General features: G+C 62.1%; 12 protein-coding genes and 2 tRNA genes. 6 read left to right on the top strand and 8 right to left on the bottom strand.

What is annotated here, in order from left to right:
* The first annotated feature begins 207 nt into the window (after positions 1-207).
* The 4 genes from F757_RS0109710 (at position 208) to F757_RS0109690 (ending at position 6857) form a co-directional block, all read left to right on the top strand.
* Complete coding sequence (locus F757_RS0109710; RefSeq protein WP_027211222.1) at positions 208-1503, top strand: NAD(P)/FAD-dependent oxidoreductase; 1296 nt, start codon at positions 208-210, stop codon at positions 1501-1503.
* 228 nt (positions 1504-1731) lie between these two features.
* Positions 1732-3327 (top strand): bifunctional ADP-dependent NAD(P)H-hydrate dehydratase/NAD(P)H-hydrate epimerase, encoded by a 1596-nt coding sequence (locus tag F757_RS0109705; protein ID WP_027211221.1) that lies wholly within the window; start codon positions 1732-1734, stop codon positions 3325-3327.
* 495 nt (positions 3328-3822) lie between these two features.
* A complete protein-coding gene (gene pgi, locus F757_RS0109695; RefSeq protein ID WP_027211220.1) occupies positions 3823-5445 on the top strand; it encodes a glucose-6-phosphate isomerase in 1623 nt (540 codons plus the stop codon).
* A gap of 515 nt (positions 5446-5960) precedes the next feature.
* Entirely contained in the window at positions 5961-6857 is an 897-nt protein-coding gene (locus tag F757_RS0109690) for an oxidoreductase (protein ID WP_027211219.1), read from the top strand.
* Positions 6858-7204: 347 nt separating this feature from the next.
* On the opposite strand, the gene F757_RS0109685 is transcribed toward F757_RS0109690, so the two are convergent.
* Together F757_RS0109685 and F757_RS0109680 are read right to left on the bottom strand one after the other, a co-directional pair.
* Positions 7205-8581 (bottom strand): DUF1214 domain-containing protein, encoded by a 1377-nt coding sequence (locus F757_RS0109685; protein ID WP_027211218.1) that lies wholly within the window; start codon positions 8579-8581, stop codon positions 7205-7207.
* A gap of 705 nt (positions 8582-9286) precedes the next feature.
* On the bottom strand, positions 9287-9973 hold the full coding sequence (locus tag F757_RS0109680; protein ID WP_027211217.1) for an ABC transporter ATP-binding protein: 687 nt from the start codon (positions 9971-9973) through the stop codon (positions 9287-9289).
* 85 nt (positions 9974-10058) lie between these two features.
* On the opposite strand from F757_RS0109680, the gene F757_RS0109675 reads away from it, so the two are divergent.
* Together F757_RS0109675 and F757_RS0109670 are read left to right on the top strand one after the other, a co-directional pair.
* Positions 10059-10736: an arylesterase gene (locus F757_RS0109675; protein ID WP_442856634.1), complete on the top strand. Its 678-nt coding sequence runs from the start codon at positions 10059-10061 to the stop codon at positions 10734-10736.
* A 116-nt stretch (positions 10737-10852) separates the two neighbouring features.
* Entirely contained in the window at positions 10853-11194 is a 342-nt protein-coding gene (locus tag F757_RS0109670) for a hypothetical protein (RefSeq protein ID WP_013339201.1), read from the top strand.
* Positions 11195-11502: 308 nt separating this feature from the next.
* On the opposite strand, the gene F757_RS0109665 is transcribed toward F757_RS0109670, so the two are convergent.
* From F757_RS0109665 to clpX, 6 genes are all read right to left on the bottom strand, one after another.
* Positions 11503-13443 carry a SurA N-terminal domain-containing protein gene (locus F757_RS0109665; protein WP_027211215.1) on the bottom strand — a complete coding sequence of 647 codons (1941 nt, stop codon included), beginning with the start codon at positions 13441-13443 and terminating at the stop codon, positions 11503-11505.
* Between the two features lie 83 nt (positions 13444-13526).
* Positions 13527-13603, bottom strand: a tRNA-Asp gene (locus F757_RS0109660).
* A 918-nt stretch (positions 13604-14521) separates the two neighbouring features.
* Positions 14522-14597, bottom strand: a tRNA-Val gene (locus tag F757_RS0109655).
* A gap of 75 nt (positions 14598-14672) precedes the next feature.
* The gene (locus F757_RS0109650; protein ID WP_013339181.1) at positions 14673-14945 is read right to left on the bottom strand and encodes an HU family DNA-binding protein; all 273 of its coding nucleotides are present in this window, start codon (positions 14943-14945) and stop codon (positions 14673-14675) included.
* 325 nt (positions 14946-15270) lie between these two features.
* The gene (lon, locus tag F757_RS0109645; RefSeq protein WP_013339180.1) at positions 15271-17694 is read right to left on the bottom strand and encodes an endopeptidase La; all 2424 of its coding nucleotides are present in this window, start codon (positions 17692-17694) and stop codon (positions 15271-15273) included.
* A gap of 199 nt (positions 17695-17893) precedes the next feature.
* Entirely contained in the window at positions 17894-19165 is a 1272-nt protein-coding gene (clpX, locus tag F757_RS0109640; protein WP_013339179.1) for an ATP-dependent Clp protease ATP-binding subunit ClpX, read from the bottom strand.
* Between the last annotated feature and the right edge of the window lie 128 nt (positions 19166-19293).

Below are 19293 nucleotides of genomic sequence, written 5' to 3'. Positions count from 1 at the left end.
CGCAGTGCAGGCGTGACCGCGGACAGTCGTTGACTGCTATCATTCGGCCTTTCATCAGACCGGTGCGAGCAAGGCGTGCCCTTGCTGCCGGCCTCGTGTCGCGAGCCGCGCCCGGAAAGCGTTTTCCGGAACCCGCCGCGGCGCTTGAGGCCCGGCCGCGCCGCACGTCACGCCCTGGCGCCTCGCCCGGCAAATCGAATCAGAAGAATGGATGTCATTGTCATTGGCGGCGGGATTGCCGGCGTCGCCACCGCTTATCAGCTTCGCGCGGCCGGCCACCGCGTATGCGTCGTCGAACGCCACGCCACGGTTGCGCAGGGCGCGACCTACGGGCACGGCGGTACCGTCCTGCCGACGCCGCTCGACGTCTGGTTCGGCCCGACTTTCATGGCAAGCCGCCATAACGCGAAAAACGGCGTCATCAGCAAACCCGGTTTCAGCGGACCGGCGCGCCAGTTCGTCAAGAAGCTGGCCGCGCTGCAGGAACCGGAGGCATTCAGCCGCCAATACGGGCTGTTGCGGCCGTTGATCGAGTCTTCGCGCGAGGCGATGGCGGACATGGAAGCCCGCTTTGGCTACGAGTTCGAACAGGCGAGCGGCCTGCTCTATCTGGTGCGTTCCGGCGAGGAATGGGAGCAGATTCAGCCGGCGCTCGGCCTGCTCGCGCGCCACGAGATGCCCCATCATGTGCTCAGTCCGGCGGAATGCGCGGCTTACGAGCATTCGGTGCGCACCGAGCCGGAATTTGCGGGCGGCGTGCTGTTCGATCACGAACGCACCGCCAATTGCCCGCTATTCGCGAAACTGATCAAGCAGACACTCGACAATCAGGGCGGCGTGCAGTTCATGCTCGGCTGCGAGGTTTCGGCGATTCGCCTCGACAGTCAGCGCGCGGCGGTGGAGCTGGCGGCGCGGCCGGGTGTGTCGAGCCGCTCGCGCGAAGTCGACGTGATTCATGCGGACGCCATTGTCGTCGCCGCCGGCCAGGGCAGTCTCGCTTTGCTCGAGCGGCTCGGCTTGCGGCTGCCGCTGTATCCGCTGCGACTGCATACGCTTGTCGCGCCGATCGCGCATGAAGAATGCGCGCCGCATGTGGCGATTGTCGACGCGGTCAAGCGCATCACCATCAGCCGGATGAATCACCGCTTGCGCATTGCGGGCGGCGCTGTCCTGCAGGCCGCGAACCAGCTTGACAAGCCGCTTGGCGAGGCGGTGACCGAGGAAGCGCTCGCGCTGCTCGGGCAGGCGACGCACGACTGGATTCCGGGAGCCGCGCGGATCTCGGCGGCCTTGCCGTGGGAAGGCACGAGGTTGCTGTCGCCAGATGGCCTGCCGGTGATCGGCAACGCGCTGCATCCGCGGCTTTTTGTGAATGTCGGCCATGGGCCCGCGGGCTGGGGGATGGCATGCGGCGCGGGCAAGCTGGTTGCCGAGCTCGTCGGCGGCAAGACGCCTGACCTGCCGGAGGCGACGCTGGCGGCGTTGCGGGCGGAGCGGTTTTAGGGGCGGTGTAGGGGCCGATTGACGCGGTGTCGGCAGAGCGGTCCACTCGCGCCTCCCATGCCCGCGGCGACCAGCCTCAACCAGCCTTGTCTGCGAATGGCCGTGCGCTGACGGCATCGTCTGGCACCGGGTCGCGTCTCCGATCAGCGCACAACACGTCCATCGGCACTACCATAGCGGTTCCAGAAGCTCTCGCGCCTTACACCGAGGCGCTCGCCCTGCCCCGCCATGACCGCTGCCGACCTCAAGCCCCCAACGTTGATCCGCCCTGAAAACCGCGCCCTGCCGCTTCTGACACTCGCCGATCTGTGGATCGCCGAAGCCCAGGCTGCAGCGGCCCTGCCGGCACACACGCTAATGGACCGCGCCGGCAAGGCTGCCGCAAGCTTCCTGCTCGACCAGATCGCGCGCGACACGTCGACGGAAAAATCGCGGCAGCGCGTCTGGCTATGCGCCGGCCCGGGCAACAACGGCGGCGACGCGCTGATTCTCGCCGCCGAATTGCACAAGGCAGGCATTGCCGTCGATCTGTGCATGCCTGTCGAAGTCAAACCGGACGACGCCCGCTGGGCGCTCGACACGGCGCGCGCGTCCGGCGTGGCGATTACTCAGGCGCCGCCCGCTTCGCTCGACGGCTACACGTGGCTGGTCGACGGCATGTTCGGCATTGGCCTCACGCGTGCGCTCGAAGGCACTTTCGCGGACATCGCGCGGCGCCTCTCGGAGCGCGCGAGGACACGCGCGCGCAACGGCGGCGTGCTCGCGCTGGATGTTCCAAGCGGCCTCGACAGCGATACCGGCGCGATAGTCGGTGCCGTCGGCACCGGCGACGCCGTGGTGCGTGCGACGCACACCATCACCTTCATCGCGGGAAAGCCTGGCCTCTTCACCGCCCAGGGCCGCGATCTTGCCGGCGCAGTCACGGTCGCGCCGATCGGCGTGGACAGCATGACGCGCGGCTCCATCCGGCTGAACGCGGCGGAACTGTTCGCCGGCTTCCTGCCGCCGCGCGATTTCGCGACCAACAAGGGCACCTTCGGCAGTCTCGCCGTGGTGGGCGGTGACACCGGCATGTGCGGCGCGCCGATTCTGGCCGCACGCGCCGCGTTGTTCAGCGGTGCGGGCAAGGTTCACGTCGCGCTGCTCGGCGGGGGCGCCCCTCCCTACGATCCGCCGCACCCGGAACTGATGCTGCATGGCGTCGACGCTCTGCCGCTCGACAAAATGGACGCGCTCGCCGTGGGCTGCGGCATGGGCCACGGCGAGCGCGCCGCACGCGTGTTGCACGACGTGTTGCAACTGGACGTGCCGAAGCTCTTCGACGCCGACGCGCTTAACCTGATTTCCAAAGATGCGGCGCTGGCCGCGGCCGTCACCGCACGCGGCACGGCAGGCGATCCTTGTGTGCTCACTCCTCATCCGCTCGAAGCCGCGCGCCTGCTCGCCACCGACGCCGCGGGCGTGCAGCGCGACCGTCTGAGCGCGGCACGCGCGCTCGCCGCGCGCTTTGCGAGCGTCGTGGTGCTGAAAGGCTCGGGCACGGTCGTCGCCGCTGCCGACGGCCGTCTGACGATTAATCCGACCGGGAATGCCGCGCTCGCGACGGGTGGCACCGGCGACGTGCTCGGCGGCATCATCGGCGCGCTGCTGGCGCAGCGGCTGCCGGGCTATGAGGCGGCGCTCGCGGGCGTCTACCTGCATGGACTCGCCGCCGACACGCTTAGCGCCCAGGGACACGGGCCCGCCGGACTGACGGCAGGCGAGCTCGCGCCGATGGTACGAACGTTGTTGAACCGCATGTTCTATCCGTCGGCGCAAACGTGATCGCGCGATGAGACACGTCGCGGCTTGGGTTGCCGCGAAGCGTCTTATACCGCCTGGCTAAAGCGCTGCCGCCCGTCGCGCAACGCCGCTATACTGAGGGACTGCATGACCCGCCGTGCAGACGTGCAGACGTGCTGGCGCTGCGGCGTCGTTGCGGAGTCGCTTTGTTGTCGCTGCTTGGTCGCGTTGTCGCCCCTTTGTTGCCCCTCTATGTGATTGCGGCAACGAGTGTCGGCCACTGTGCGCGCCGCGCGTGGCATCGAAGCGCGCGCGCAGCATGCGCAATCGCCGTGAATCATTGCGAATCGCTGTGAATCGTTATGAATCGCGAGGCATTCGACGCGGCGCGGCAGAGGCGCAGCGCCCCGAGTCCCGCGGCGTCGGAGACTTTGCGGCGAACGCGGCTGTACGGCCTCGCTCTAACAGCATCGTTGCATCATCCTTGGCGGCGCTTTGCGCGCGCCTTCTTTCGTGCCCCTTGGTTAGACGGACGCTATGACCCAGAACTCGCTCACCTCCTGGTCCTTGCTGCAAACGCATTACGAACAGATTCGCGATGCGCATCTGCGCGACTGGTTCGCTCCGGGAAACGATCCCGCTCCGACGCGCGCTGAACGCTTTGCGTTCGCGGGCGGCGGTCTCGCAGCAGATTTCTCGAAGAATCGCATTACCGACGAAACCCTGAAACTGCTCGTGCAGCTCGCGCACGAAGCCGGCGTCGAGAAGCGCCGCGACGCCATGTTCGCGGGCGAAGTCGTCAATCCCACAGAAGGCCGCGCGGCACTGCATACCGCGCTGCGCGCGAGCAACCCGAACGCGCCCTTCCACGCGCAGGTGCAGGCCGAGCGCGCAAAGATGGCTGCCTTCGCCGAGCAGGTGCGCAGCGGCGCGTGGACCGGCTACACGGGCAAGCGCATTCGCCATGTCGTGAACATCGGCATCGGCGGCTCTGACCTCGGGCCCAAGATGGTCGTGCACGCGCTGCATCATCTCGCCACGCCTGAGATTGCCGCGCACTTCGTGTCGAACGTGGACGGTGCGGACCTCTACAACGTGATGCAGCAGATCGATCCCGAAGAGACGCTCGCGATCATCGTTTCCAAGACTTTTACGACGCTCGAAACCATGACCAACGCGCGCTCGCTGCGCGACTGGTTCGTCGAAAAAGGCTGTCCGGAGAATGCACTCGCGAAGCACTTTGTCGGCGTGTCGGCGAACCCTGACGAAGTGGTGAAGTTCGGCATCGCGAAAGAAAATGTGTTCGAAATGTGGGACTGGGTGGGCGGCCGCTATTCGTTGTGGTCGGCCGTCGGTCTGTCGATCATGATCGCGGTCGGGCCGCAGCAGTTCGGCGAACTGCTAGCGGGCGCCAACGAAATGGACGAGCATTTCCGCAGCGCGCCGCTCGAAAAGAATCTGCCGGTGCTGCTCGGCATGATCGGTATCTGGTATCGCAACTTCTTCGGCTCGCAAAGCTACTTGGTGGCGCCGTATTCCGAAGCGCTGCATTTCCTGCCGTCCTATCTGCAACAACTCGAGATGGAAAGCAACGGCAAGTCGGCGCGGCTTGACGGCGCGATGGTCGACTATCCGACCTCAGCGGTGACATGGGGCGAGCCGGGCACGAACGGACAGCATGCGTTTTTCCAGATGCTTCATCAAGGTCCGACTATCGTGCCGATCGACTTCATTGCCGCGCTGACGCCCGAGCATCCGCTCGTCAGCCATCATGCGAAGCTGCTCGCCAACTGCTTCGCGCAAAGCGAGGCGCTGATGTTGGGCCGCACGCTCGAAGAAGCGAAAAAAGTCGCCGGTCCGGACAAGCCGGAGCTCGCGCCGCATCTGGTGTTTCCGGGCAACCGTCCGACCACCACCCTGATTCTCGATGCACTCACCGCGCGTTCGCTCGGCGCGTTGATCGCGTTGTACGAGCACAAGGTGCTGGTGCAGGCGTCGGTATGGAACATTAATCCATTCGATCAATGGGGCGTTGAGCTGGGCAAGATTCTCGGCAAGGTCGTGGAAGCGGATCTTACCGCCGCGAGCGTGGAGGAAAAGAAGCACGATTCCTCGACGTCGGCGTTGATCGCGCGCGCGCGCGCCGCTTTGAAGCGCTGACGGCCCGCGCCGGTTCAGATGCCGGCGCAGGTGTCGGCGCTGTGCATGCGTTCTGCCGGCGTTGTGCATGCGCGTCTTGTAGTTCGATGGTAAGAGCGGGCCCGTCGCGGCCCGCTTTTTTTCGGCGGCGCGCCTGTCGTCAGGAAAGGCATTTCGCGGAGCCGCGCGTACTCGTTCGTCGCAGCCGTAGAACCCAACGCGCAGGAGCGCGCGGACAAGTGGTGCAAGCCATTCAAGCGCTGCAAGTTCCAGGCGTGTTTACTCGCGTTCTACTTCGTAGATGTGAGGTGACTTTTTCTCTCGTTTCAAGCAATTTTACGTCGATTGTGGCTCCTTCCTGACGATGCCAGAATTTCGACCTCGATCATTTCGCTAGCCAACTTGCCACTAGCGCCTCGGTCCTCATTCCCGCATGACGTGGCCTCGTTGGAGGCTCGCGCGTCACGATGCGAAGTGGACAACGGGCAATGCCAAACGGCAGCCGCATCGGCAAACAGCTACTGGAGAACACGATAATGAAGAACCCTGAGAATCCGACAGTCGCGCTGATCGGCCCCGGCGCGATCGGCACGACGGTAGCGGCGGCGCTTCACGAGGTCGGCCGCACACCGATCATTTGCGGCCGCTCTGCACATGCGGGCCTCGAGCTTCGCTTCGATGGCGGTCAGATTGCCGTACCCGGACCTGTGCTCACTAATCCGGCCGCAATCAAAGGCGCCGTTGACCTGGTTTTTGTCGCAGTCAAAGCGACGCAGTTAGAGGCCGCGGCACCTTGGCTGTCCGCATTATGTGACGAGGCGACCGTTGTTTGCGTGCTGCAAAATGGCGTGGAACAAACGAAGCTCGTCGCACGTTACTTGTCCGGCAACCCGGTGCTGCCTTCGGTGGTATGGTTTCCCGCTCAACGCGAGAGCGACGCCTCGGTGTGGCTTCGGGGCAAGCCGCGGCTTACCTTGCCCGATGCACCTCAGACTGGCGTTGTACTCGCAGCCCTCCGCGGCACCCGATGCTCAGTGGACGTGCAGGCCGATTTCACGACGGTCGCGTGGAGGAAACTGCTGCAAAACGCAGTTGCGGGGCTCATGGTCCTCGCGGGTCGCCGGGCCGGCATGTTCTCACGACCGGACATCACGGCTCTGTCGCTCGCTTACTTGCGAGAATGCCTCGAAGTGGCACGCGCCGAGGGTGCGACACTGGGCGACGAGGTAGCGCAGGAGATCGTCGATGGATTTCTGAAAGCCCCACCCGACCTGGGCACCTCGATTCTTGCGGACCGACAGGCTGGTCGCCCTCTCGAATGGGACTGTCGCAACGGCGTCGTACAGCGATGCGGCCAGGTTCACGGTATTCCTACGCCGATAAGCGATCTGGTCGTGCCGCTGTTGGCCGCTGCAAGCGACGGCCCGGGTTGACGCACATAGCTGCTGCGACGGCTGATATTTTCGGTCGGCCGAAGTCGATCTTGAGGCGCGGGGCACGCATGCGACTGGCCACTGCTGGAAGGCAGTGGCTGGAAGGCCATCGATAAGCGACCGCTGCCAGGCCCAACGAATTCGCACTTGCGCCCACAGCGGCCGATCGATCCGACTCTGACTGAACGGCTGCTTAGGGGACCGTCCCCGTCGCGCAAATCGGGCACATAGGCGCGACCTCATATAGCATCCGTCTGCACTTGGGAGAGAGCTTGTCTCCACGACAAACTTGAGCGCCGCCCACCGATCGACGGTTCCGACGGCCGATCTTGCAATGAGCTCCCCGTCTACTGGACCTTCATGAGCGCCGGCGGGTAGTAAGTGCCGTTTGCAACTCCGTCAAGTGGGCCATAGTAGCGGAAGGTCAACCGGTACTTGGCGCCCCGCGGTGTCGGCAGCCAATTTCCCTCGGGCGCGTTTGCGGGCTTCTCGGCAGCGAAATAAAGCGTGAGAGATCCGTCCGGCCCGTAGGTCAGGCCCGACTGTTCGTTGATCAAGTATTTTTTCAGCGGGTTAGGCAACACCCGGAAACGCGTGCTATCAACCGCAATGACAGACCAGAAATATTTCGCAAAGCGTGCAGGCAACGCGTCTTTGGGAAACGTCAAGGTGTACACATTGTCGCCGATGAGTTCGGCACCGGTGGAGTCGGCGGCGCCCCGATAGTAGAGTACCTCCGGTTTGATATTGGCCCAGATGCCCCGGTAATTGACCAATGTGCGCGTGAGATAGTCAATACCGTACTCGCCCACGACGCCCGGCCGAGCCCAGCCGTCCTGCACCGTTCCATGTCCGATGAGCTTGCCCGCCTCCGCAAGGTCGCGAAACGCCTTCGTGCGTATGACCTTATCGATACGGTTGCGCTGCGCGGGGATCTTCGCTTCGGCAGCTACGCGGCGGGCCAACGCCTGCAGGGGCTCCAGGCCCGCGTTCCGGTCCGGATCGCTGTCGAGTGCGAGGTTGGCTGCGTCGAATGCCTCGACTCCCGGAAACGCTTCTAGCCCAAAAATAGGGGTCTTCGGAACGGACGGCAGCCCGGGCGTACCGGTGACCGTCAGCTTGAACTGGTGCTGAAGTGCCACCGCCGCATCCGGATCAGCGCCAAGCGCAACCCGTGTCAAGAGCCGTGCGTACTTGACGGGCAGGTCGATCCGCATAGCACCGGCAGGTGGAGTGACTTTGGCACCCTTCAGACAGACGGCAAAGTCGCCGGAAGCCTTTTGCGGGAAGACGCGTTCGTTGATGTTGGCGAGAGTCTCTCCCCAACCACTGAGTATCTGGACCGTGTAATAACGCTCATTGATCTGCGGCACACTGATGATCGTGCAACTGTTCTCGTCTACCGCAAGCCAGGACTCCGAGTACGCAACGTCGAGATTCGGGTTCGGCCAGTCGACAGCGCCGGGCTTACGATGAACCAGTTGATTCCATTTAAATCCTTCCTGGAAATCCAGTTGCTGCTGACGTGTCACTAACAACCGGCCAAGAAGGTAGATATACGCCTGGCTGATTTCTTCGTCGCTGAGGTGAGCCGAGGCGCCTGGGTCCGCTGCCTGGTCTACGGCTACGACACGAGCAGCCTGTTGCTGGGCCGCTGCGGGACAAAGGGCGAGGATTGTCGCAGCAGTCGCGCTCGCGAACATGAATCGATAAAACGGTTTCATGCGCCTCCTTAGCTTGTTTAAGCGTTGCATTTATTTGGCCACTTTGGGCGCTCACGTTCGCGGTGGAGTGCGTTGCCACGAGAAACATACCAGTCTTGAGAACCAGCCACACCGCGCTGCGAAGGACTCGCCTCAGCACTTTAGGTCATGATCTGACGCATTGCCCCCCTCAAGGATAGGGGGCTTTCCCGTCGAGGGCTGACAGCGGCGGATTGCAAGCACAGAAATGCTGAGCGTTGCTGGTCCGTGTCCGGCGGCAGTTCGTGGATCGACCTCGACTCATTGGAAGTCTTGCGCGAAGTGTCGAGTGAAAGGTATCTGTTAACTGATGGAATGGCAATGGAACCTGTGAGTCAGGTCGACAGCGGGTCGAAAATTTTGTCGTCAGGCGCCTGGGGGCATGTCGTAGGGGTCGACAGTTTTTTGTTCGGTTTCGTGGGATCTGACGCGCGACCGAATTCGTCGGCAAGTCCATGACTTCGAAGGACGTGGCGTCAATTCATTGCGCGCGTTGCACTGGTGGGCTGTGCGTTTGGGGGCTGTGCGTTTGGAGGCTCTGCTTGTGGACCCTTCGTACCGGGCTGTGTATTTGTCGGCTTTGCATTTGCCGCCTGTGCGCACCGACGTAGCCCCCGCGCGTGCGTTGCGCCGCACCGCTCGCGCACCATGTCGATCAGCGCCCTTTCCGCCGTACGCCAGCGTCGTTCAGACGAGACGTCCCGCTTCGATCGTCACCGTGGTGTCGCAGCGGCGCGCCAGCTCGACGTCGTGCGTAACCAGAATCAGCGTCGCGCCATTTGCGCGGTTCATCTCGAACATCAGGTCGATCACCGCGTGGCCGGTGGCAGCGTCGAGACTGCCGGTGGGTTCGTCGGCAAAGAGTATCGCCGGGTGAGTCACGAAGGCGCGCGCCAGTGCGACGCGTTGCTGCTCGCCGCCCGAGAGCAGCTTCGGATAATGACCGGTGCGCTGCCCGAGTCCAACCTGCTCGAGCAGCCGGCGCGCGCGCGCTGCGGCTTCCCGCGTGCCAATGCCGCCTTGCAGTTCGAGCGGCAAGGTAACGTTCTCGAGCGCCGTCAAATGCGGCATCAACTGAAACGACTGGAATACGAAGCCGACCGAGCCGCTACGTAAAGCCGCACGCTGGTCTTCGTTCAAGGTGGTGAGCTCGCGGCCGAGCAGACGAACCGAGCCGGAGCTCGCGCTGTCCAACCCCGCGAGCAGGCCAAGCAGCGTAGACTTGCCCGACCCGGACGCGCCCACTATCGCAACACTGCTACCGGCTTCGATAGCCAGATCGATGTTGTCGAGAATGGTCAGTTCGCCCGTTGCATCCTTAACCTTCTTGCACAAACCCCGCACTTCAATGACTGGATCAGTTCTGTTTAGCATGGTGAAGCGTAGGTTGAAAGTGTGCGCCGTCAAGCATCGCGCCAAGGCATTCATTCGGGCAACGAACCCGGCGACTTCTATCGCAATGGGCTTCGTGCGCTCGGCCATATCGGCCATATCGGCCATATCGGCCATTTTGGCCGCGGTGCTCTTTGCGGCGAGTTTCACCGTTCATGCTGCCAACACGCCGGAAGCGGCCAAACCCGTGATCGTCGTATTGGGCGACAGCATCTCCGCCGAGTACGGTTTGCCGCGCGACACGGGCTGGGTTGCGTTACTGCGCCAGCGCCTTGCGCAAGAGCGAATCGATTATAGCGTTGCCAATGCCAGTATCAGCGGCGACACGACGAGCGGCGGGCGAGCCCGCTTGCCGGCGCTCATGCAACGCCTGAAGCCGAGCATTGTGATTGTCGAACTGGGTGGGAACGACGCGTTGCGGGGCGTGCCGCTCTCCACCACGGAGGACAACCTGCGCACGATCATCGAACAGGCGCAGCAAGGCCACGCGAAGGTGGTGCTGGTTGGCATGTACGTACCGCCTAATTACGGCCCCGACTACACGCAAAAGTTCCACGGCATGTATGGCCAGCTTGCGAAGGAACTGCGCGTGCCGCTCGTGCCGTTTCTGCTCGCCGGCATCGCCGACAAGCCCGACATGTTCCAGGCGGATCAGATTCATCCCGCGCAGCAGGCACAGCCAGTGCTACTGAACAACGTGTGGCCTGCTGTGAAGCCACTCCTTCGCACGGGTTCGCCGCGCTGAAAGCGGCTGACAACCCGTTTCCGAAACATCGGGTATACGGATCGGCGAGCGTCGTCTGACGCTTGCGCAATCCCGTGTGACCGGCTCGATTTTGAGCGACTTCTAGAGGAGATAACGTGAAATACCTACCGTTAATCGCTTTGACCGTGGCAATTTCTGCCTGCGCCGCTCAACCGCCGGCTGGCGTCCAATCCGTCGGACAGAGCCAGCAACCGCCGAAGGCCGTGGCCTCGTGCATCGCGCAAAAATGGGCAGACAGCTCGCAAAAGCAGGTCGTGTCCCAAGACACGCTGGCTAACGATCAGGCTGTCGACGTGTATGTGCCCGGCCAGCAGCCGCCGAACGGCGCGGCCGCCGTGGTGCGTCCGGCATACTCGGGCAAAGGCTCGTGGGTCGGCTTCCGGGCCAACGGCGCAGCGGGCAGCGACGCCACCAGCGCGATCAGTTCGTGCCTGTAATCGTGTCACGCTGATCGATGTCACTTCGATGAGCGTCCGGTCTGGAGGACGACGAGTCTCCAGACTGAAAAGCCCCGCATCTGCGGGGCTTTTTCATGGATGCGCGGCGCGCGCGGCGTAGCCAATCTCGCGCCGGGCGGGCAGGCATGCTCTGGAGCGACTGAGCGACTAAGCGGGCGTTGACTGCTCGCTAACCGAGCATTGACTGCCAGGCTGACTGAGCCGGGACTGCGTGCCTAACCAGGTGGTCGAGCGCGCGACCAGCCACACAGCCAATTGCCCCAGCAACCGCTCTGCCGGCATGCAGCTTACTCGCTGCCTTCCTGCGCATTCGCGCCGCTCTCCAGCGAGCCATACAGCTTGACCTTCGAACGGGCGCGCAACGCCTCGATATAGGCCTGCGTTTCCGACTGCGATTGCACTTGCGCGATCTGCTGCTGGGCCGCGGCGAGCCGCTGCGGATCCACCGGCCCGCCCGCCACCACCGCATTGACGCGGTAAATCGCGTAGCCGGCGTCGCCCAGATCCACGCCTACATATGCGGGCAACTTCTGCGCATCGGCCTTGTAGATCGCGCTCAACGCGGCGGGCGGCACGCCCTGCGCGTCGTTACGAGAAACCTTCAGCGGCGACGAGAAGCCGGTGGTCGCCTTCGACTTTTCGAACTCGGCGAGCTTCGCGATGCCGTCTTTATGCGCGGCTTCGTTCGACTGTGCGGCGATCACCTTCTCGCGCACGGCGTCTTTGATAGTGTCGAGCGCCGGCACCGCCGCAGCCTTGTAATCAGTGACGCGCGCAGCGATCAGCGTGTTGCTGCCCACGTCGATTGCCTGCGTGTTGTTGCGTGCGTTGACCGAGTCGTTGGCAAACACGGCGGCGAGGAACTTCGCGTTGTTCAGCGGGCTGTCGGGCGGCAGCTTCGGATCGGGCTGCGGCGTGACTGTGGCCGTCTGCAGCTGCAGCTTGTACTTGTCGGCGGCTGGCTGCAGGCTCTTTGCCTTCTCATAGACGATCGACGTAAAGCCTTCGGAGTCGTCGCTAAATGCCTTGCTTGCCAGTTGCGTCTTCAGGTCGCGGGCAATCTGGTCCTTCACTTCGTCAAACGGTCGGGTGACCGCCGGCTTGACGTCAGTCGCCTTGACGATGTGATAACCGAAGTCCGTTTGCACGATGCCGCTCACTTCGTCTTTCTTGAGCGCGAACACAGCGTCGTCGAACGCCTGGCCGCCCGCGATCATGCCGCGCCCAAAGTAGCCGAGGTCGCCGCCTTTCGATGCCGAGCCGGGATCCTGCGAGTTCTCCTGCGCGATCTGAGCAAACTGATCAGGATGCGCCTTGATCTGTGCGAGCAACTCTTCGGCCTTCTGCTTCGCCTTGGCCTTGTCGGCTGCGCTCGCGTCTTTGGGCGCGGCGATCAGAATGTGGCTCGCACGCACCTGGCCTTCGGTCCGGTAGTGGGCGATGTTCTCGTCGTAGTATTTTTTCAGGTCCGCCTCGCCCGGCTGCACGGAGGCGGCGAGCGTGGCCGGCGACATCACCAGATACTGGATCGTGGCAGTAGCCGGGGTCGCGAAGTCGTTGCGATGCGCGTCGTAATACGCCTGCAACTGCGCGTCGGTCGGCTGGATTTTCGCGGCATAGTCGCGCGGATGAAAGGCAATGCCTTGCACTTCACGCTGCTGCTCGGCAAGGTCGGTCAGACGCTGGGCGAGCGTTTTCGACGTGAAGGAGCTGCCCTGTATGCTGGCCGGCAATTCCTGAGTGGCGATGCCGTAACGCACGCGCTCGTCGTACTGGTCGGGCGTCATGCCCTGCATGGCGAGGAGTTGCTTGTAACGCTCGACGTCGATCGAGCCGTCCGGCTTTTTCAGCGACGAGATGATCGGATCGTTAAGCAGCACGCGGCGCACGGCGTCGTCAGATGCGCTCAGGTGAAGGCGCTGCGTTTCATCGGCCAGCATGCGCTGTTCGATCAGGCCGTCGAGCATCTGGCTGCGGCGTTCGGGCGTGTCGAACGCCTTGATGTCGAACTGTGCGCCGAGCATCTGACGGGCGCGGTCGAGCTGCTGACGCATCGCGTTGTCGTACTCTACCCGCGTGATCTTGTGACCGTTGACGCTCGCGACGTTTGCGCTTTCGTCAAAGAAGCCGCGAAAGCCCTGAATACCCACGAAACCCAGCCCCGGCACAATGACGAGGATGAGCATGAACATCATCAGGCGTTTGTGATTGCGGAAAAAATCGAGCATGCGTAAGTGCCAAAAACAGAACGCCCGATCTTACAACAGCGGGCAATAAAAAAGGCGAACCGGAGTTCGCCTTTCGAGGATACTGGCGGAGTGGACGGGACTCGAACCCGCGACCCCCGGCGTGACAGGCCGGTATTCTAACCGACTGAACTACCACTCCTTGTGCTGCCTTGCTTGTACTGCACACCGCAGGTGCTATAAAACACACGGTGAACAGCAATTGTAGCTGATGCGTGCGCGTGTCCGCAACTTTTGCCTCCCGGCCTGCGGCTCGGCAGTAAAAAGGGGCTCAGGTTCGGCACTCTGCAACGGCGCCGTGTGCAGTCCTGGCCGAACGGCGCCCGGACGAGGCGTACGTCGCGACAACGGCCAGCCCCACGAGCGCCAAAGCCACACCCACGTAGGCGGTCGTGACGACGCTCCCTCCTGCCACAGCCAGTCCGCCGACGAAGCTGCCGCCCGAGATCCCCTAGATTGAACGCCGCGACGATGAGCCCGGCTGCTGTACCGACGGCCTCAGCCGCCACGCGCTGAGAGACCAGAACAACGGTCGTCTGCATGATGGGACGCACGGCGAAGGCGAACGCGCCGCACACAAACAGGTTGATCACGACCAGAACCGGCTGATGCGCGCTGCGCCGCCGAGTGGCCACCAACAGGGCGAACCCGCTCAGTGCGCTCAAACCGCGTGAAGCGCCTGCAATGAACCAGACGCGCTTGAACGGTTGCTTCGTGGACATGGTTCATGCTCCTTGCTCCGAAGTTCGTGGTGAACGAAACCGAATTGCGTGAAGAGGACTGTCGGTCTGCCGAAGACTTCGACGGGAGCTGAGGGAATGTCTTTTCCGTCGATGGAAAAGTTGTAACGGGCGGGCGTCGCTGTGGTTGGCGCGGGTATGGGCGATTGCGGCGTATGACTGGCAAAAACCAACGGCAAGGGTTCACGCAGGAGCCTGCCCGGCTGGCGCCTCTCCCCGCGTGCAGCCAACAAAAAACCCGCAGAGCAAATAGCTATGCGGGTTTCTGCTCACTGCAACAGCCTGGGTGAGGCTGCCTTACGAGTCGATCGCGAAACGAATGGTGGGTGCTGAGAGGCTCGAACTCCCGACCTACGCCTTGTAAGGGCGCCGCTCTACCAACTGAGCTAAGCACCCGTTCCGCAGACTGGACTCTTTGCTTCCGCCTGGCCACCTGCCGAAGCAAGCAACTTTCGTGAAGCAGCAAGCCCATTAGTTTAACGCATCCTTCAGCGCTTTGCCAGGCCTAAATTTAGGAACTTTGGCTGCCTTGATCTTGATCGCATCGCCCGTGCGGGGATTACGTCCGGTACGAGCGGTACGCTTGCCCACCGCAAACGTGCCGAAGCCCACCAGCGTCACAGAGCCGCCCTTTTTCAAGGTGCCCTTCACACCGCCGATTACAGCCTCCAGCGCGCGGCCGGCCGCGGCCTTCGAAATTTCCGCCTGCTGCGCGATGTGGTCGATCAATTCCGTCTTGTTCATCCCTACCCCCGAGAATGTTTTAGAACCGAAATGGCGCGTGTGCGCCTGACATCATGTGGCCGGCGGCTATGCCGGGCCGAGTCATTAGAATTGGCCGAAAGCGCGGTGTCAACAGGGGTTGAGCCTGATTTCAAGGGATTTTCGCGGTGTATTCATCGTGAACGGCTGCGGCTTTGGATGCGCGCACAACAAATTTGATCCGTGGCATGTCGTTGCACGACTAAAGGCGCTCGGTGTGAATGTTTCGCGCGCAAAGGCCAATAAAAAACCCGCGGTAATTAAACCGCGGGTTTTTGTGCAGCAAGGATACTGTCAGGACGGAGGCTCAGTGCTTCACGACATCCGTTGCACCAGAGTCTTTGCCGGCCTCGCCAGCCACCGGCGACGCAGGCTTGGCTTCTTCTTCCGGCAACGCCTCGGGCACACGTTCGAGTGCGAGTTCGAGCACCTTGTCGATCCAGCGGACCGGCACGATTTCGATCGCGTTCTTCACGTTGTCCGGAATCTCCGTCAAGTCCTTGACGTTTTCTTCCGGGATCAGCACGAGCTTGATGCCGCCGCGGTGCGCTGCCAGCAGCTTCTCCTTCAGACCGCCGATCGGCAGCACTTCGCCGCGCAACGTGATTTCGCCCGTCATCGCAACGTCGGCACGTACCGGAATACCGGTGAGCACCGACACCAGCGCCGTGGTCATCGCGATACCGGCCGAAGGACCGTCCTTCGGCGTGGCGCCTTCCGGCACGTGAATGTGAATGTCCTGCTTCTCGAACGCTTCGTCCTTGACGCCCAGACGACGCGAACGCGAGCGGACCACCGAGCGTGCTGCCTCGACCGATTCCTTCATCACGTCGCCGAGCGAACCCGTACGGATCACGTTGCCCTTGCCCGGCATCACGGCGGCTTCGATGGTCAGCAGATCGCCGCCCACTTCCGTCCACGCGAGACCCGTCACCTGGCCAACCTGATTCTCCTTCGCAGCGAGACCGAAGTCGTACTTGCGCACGCCGAGGAACGTATCGAGATTGCTGCCGTCCACCTTCACCGCGCCTTCGGCCTTCTTCAGCAGAAGCATCTTCACGACCTTGCGGCAGATCTTCGACACTTCACGCTCGAGCGAACGCACGCCGGCTTCACGCGTGTAGTAGCGAATGATGTCGCGGATCGCCGTTTCCGTCACATCGACCTCGCCATCCTTGAGGCCGTTGTTCTTCTTCTGCTTCGGCAGCAGGTAACGTTGCGCGATGCTGACCTTTTCGTCTTCCGTGTAACCCGAAAGACGGATCACTTCCATCCGGTCGAGCAGCGGCGGCGGAATATTCAGCGAGTTCGACGTCGCCACGAACATCACGTCCGACAGATCGAAGTCCACTTCGACATAGTGATCGGCGAACGTATGGTTCTGTTCCGGATCGAGCACTTCCAGCAATGCCGACGACGGATCGCCGCGGAAATCCTGGCCCATCTTGTCGACTTCGTCGAGCAGGAAGAGCGGATTGCGCACGCCGACCTTGGTCAGGCTCTGCAGAATCTTGCCGGGCATCGAACCGATGTACGTACGACGGTGACCGCGGATCTCGGCCTCGTCACGCACGCCGCCGAGCGCCATACGCACGAACTTGCGGTTCGTTGCGCGAGCAATCGACTGACCCAGCGACGTCTTACCAACGCCCGGAGGCCCGACGAGGCACAGGATCGGCGCCTTGACCTTGTCGACACGCTGCTGGACCGCGAGATACTCGAGAATGCGTTCCTTCACCTTTTCGAGACCGAAGTGGTCTTCGTCCAGCACGCGCTCGGCATTCGAGAGGTCGTTGTTGACCTTGCTCTTCTTGCGCCACGGCAGGCCGATCAGAGTGTCGATGTAGTTGCGCACAACCGTCGCTTCAGCCGACATCGGCGACATCAGCTTGAGCTTTTTCAGCTCGGCGTCGGCCTTCTTCCTGGCTTCCTTCGGCATGCGCGCGGCCGTGATGCGCTTCTCGAGTTCTTCGAGATCCGCACCTTCTTCGCCCTCGCCCAGTTCCTTCTGGATCGCCTTGACCTGTTCGTTCAGGTAGTACTCGCGCTGGCTCTTCTCCATCTGGCGCTTCACACGCCCACGGATGCGCTTTTCGACCTGCAGGATGTCGATCTCGGCTTCGAGCTGCGCGAGCAGATGCTCGAGACGCTCGATGACCGGGAACATTTCCAGGATGTGCTGCTTCTGGTCGAGCTTGAGCGGCAGATGTGCCGCGATCGTGTCGGCCAGACGCCCGGCTTCGTCGATACCCGACAGCGAGGTCAGGATCTCCGGCGGGATCTTCTTGTTCAGCTTCACATACTGGTCGAACTGCGACACGATCGCGCGGCGCAGCGCTTCGGTTTCAGCGCTGTCGGCGTGGTCGGGTTCGAGCGGCATGACTTCGCACGAAAACTGCGTTTCCTGTTCTTCGATGGAAAGCGTCTTTGCGCGCTGCAGACCCTCGACGAGCACCTTCACCGTGCCGTCGGGCAGCTTCAGCATTTGCAGGATGTTGGCAACACACCCTACTTCGTACATGTCCTTTTCGGTCGGCTCATCTTTCGCAGCCGTTTTCTGGGCGACGAGCATGATGTGCTTGCCGCCTTCCATCGCTGCTTCGAGAGCCTTGATCGACTTCGGGCGGCCTACGAAGAGCGGAATCACCATGTGCGGGAAAACGACTACGTCGCGCAGCGGGAGCAGCGGCAGCGTAATACGTTCCTGCGGGAGGAGTTGGGTTCCTGACATTTCATTTCCCCATGAGTGGAATCAGTTCGTTCGATAGGTGAGGCCAGCAGAAAATATTGCAAGCCTCCGCGTGTGGGAAAAGTTCAGTGACTCCGAAGGTTCAGTGACTCCATTGTGAAAACAACCGTTCTGACCACACGATAAACGAAAAAGCCGTTCACGTCGCCATGAACGGCTTTTTGCAGTATCCACAAGCCGATCAGTTAGAACCCGCGACTTTGGGCGCGTCTTCATAGATCAACAAGGGTTTGCCGTCGCCGTCGATCACATTATCGTCAATGATGACCTTGCTGACACCTTTCATTTGCGGCAGATCGTACATCACGTCAAGCAATGCCTGTTCCAGGATGGAGCGCAGTCCGCGTGCGCCCGTCTTGCGACGGATCGCCTTGCGCGCCACGGCCTGGAGCGCAGCCGGGCGAATTTCGAGCTCGACGCGTTCCATGTTGAAGAGCTTATGGTATTGCTTCACGAGCGCATTCTTCGGTTCGACGAGAATTTTCATCAAAGCCGCTTCGTCGAGCTTGCCGAGCGTGGCCACCACCGGCAGCCGACCGATCAGTTCAGGAATCAGGCCGAACTTGATCAGGTCTTCCGGCTCCACTTCGCGCAGCACCTCGCCGGCGTCACGGTCCTGCTTGCTCTTCACGCTCGCGCCAAAGCCAATGCCGGTCTTTTCCGTACGATCGACGATCACCTTCTCCAGCCCGTCAAACGCGCCACCGCAAATGAACAGAATGTTGGTGGTGTCGACCTGGATGAAGTCCTGGTTAGGGTGCTTGCGACCGCCTTGGGGCGGCACCGACGCCATCGTGCCTTCAACCAGCTTCAGCAGCGCCTGCTGCACGCCCTCGCCCGACACGTCGCGAGTAATGGACGGGTTGTCCGACTTGCGGCTGATCTTGTCGATTTCGTCGATATAGACAATGCCGCGTTGGGCCTTGTCCACTTCGTAATTGCAATTCTGCAGCAGCTTCTGGATGATGTTCTCAACATCTTCGCCCACGTAACCCGCTTCCGTCAGCGTGGTTGCGTCTGCAATGACAAACGGAACGTTCAGAAGACGGGCGAGCGTTTGCGCAAGCAGGGTCTTGCCGGAACCGGTCGGGCCGATCAGCAGGATGTTGCTCTTGGACAGCTCGATCTCGTCTTTCTTGTCGAGATGCTTCAGGCGCTTGTAGTGGTTGTACACCGCGACGGCGAGAATTTTCTTCGCGCGTTCCTGACCGATCACATACTGGTCGAGGATTTCACGGATCTCTTGCGGCCCCGGCAGATCGGACTTGGACAAGCCTGCCTCGATGCCCGCACCTGCTGCTTCGTCGCGAATGATTTCGTTGCACAGGTCGATACATTCATCACAGATGAACACCGACGGGCCGGCAATCAGTTTTTTGACTTCATGCTGGCTCTTGCCGCAAAACGAGCAATACAACAGCTTTTCGCTGTTAGAACCTTTTTTGTCCGCCATAGATGTGTGAGCCTCCGGACACTCGATTACATGATACGCCGTTTGCCCCAGCCACGCAGTTAGGCGCGGCCGGGCTGAGCAAGATGACGGCGTTTGCCGCAGGCGCTCGGACGACTCCTGATTATTTC

The organism is Burkholderia sp. WSM2232 (assembly GCF_000472545.1).
GTDB lineage: Bacteria > Pseudomonadota > Gammaproteobacteria > Burkholderiales > Burkholderiaceae > Paraburkholderia.
The sequence above is the reverse complement of the archived record's forward strand: the minus strand, read 5'-3'. Positions and strand labels throughout refer to the sequence as shown.